This window comes from Streptococcus sp. GMD1S (genome assembly GCF_000296875.1).
Taxonomy (GTDB): Bacteria; Bacillota; Bacilli; order Lactobacillales; family Streptococcaceae; genus Streptococcus.
Genome location: NZ_AJQY01000415.1, coordinates 1 through 631, shown reverse-complemented (window position 1 = coordinate 631; position 631 = coordinate 1). Strand labels below are relative to the sequence as shown.

The window sequence follows — 631 nt, the reverse complement described above, 5'->3', positions numbered from 1 at the left end:
CAGAATGGAACGGCCAACTAAAACACATTCATCTTGAGGAATAGGAGAGAAAATGATGGTTAAGCTTATTGCCCATGTACTTGTTCATAGTGGTGGTGATTATTTGCTCATTCAGCGTTCGGAAATTAAAAGAGGAGAACCCAACGTTTATCCAACTTACTGGGATATTCCTGGTGGCGGGGTTGAAAAGGGTGAACTTCCGCGAGATGGTGCTCTTAGAGAATGCATTGAAGAAGCGGGAGTTAGGCTAGATAGCAGTTCGCTCAAACTTCTTCACGAAGATAGTCAACTGGATACCTCTAAGGATACGGTTTTTACTCGCTTAGTTTATAAAGCAGAGTGGGTTGGGGAGAAGCCAATTATCAGATTAGATCCTGAAGAGCATACACACTTTAAATGGGTTACTATGGATCAAGCTCTAGAGGAGGAGAAGTTAGTTCCTTATTTGCGAGAAATTTTTGAAAGGTTAAGAAATGACTTATAATTTTACGGAAGAATACGATATTATTGTAATCGGTGCGGGGCACGCTGGGGTGGAGGCATCTCTAGCTGCTAGCCGTATGGGCTGCAAGGTATTGCTTGCGACCATCAACATTGAAATGCTGGCTTTCATGCCTTGTAATCCTTCTAT

2 protein-coding genes are annotated in these 631 nt (G+C 42.5%); both read left to right on the top strand.

All coding sequences use genetic code 11. The features are described from left to right. Positions 1-52: 52 nt before the first annotated feature. The gene (locus GMD1S_RS10720; protein WP_000989471.1) at positions 53-484 is read left to right on the top strand and encodes an NUDIX hydrolase; all 432 of its coding nucleotides are present in this window, start codon (positions 53-55) and stop codon (positions 482-484) included. After that, positions 474-631: FAD-dependent oxidoreductase (locus tag GMD1S_RS12065; protein WP_008283351.1), on the top strand; the 158-nt coding region annotated here is incomplete at its 3' end. The genes GMD1S_RS10720 and GMD1S_RS12065, both read left to right, overlap by 11 nt.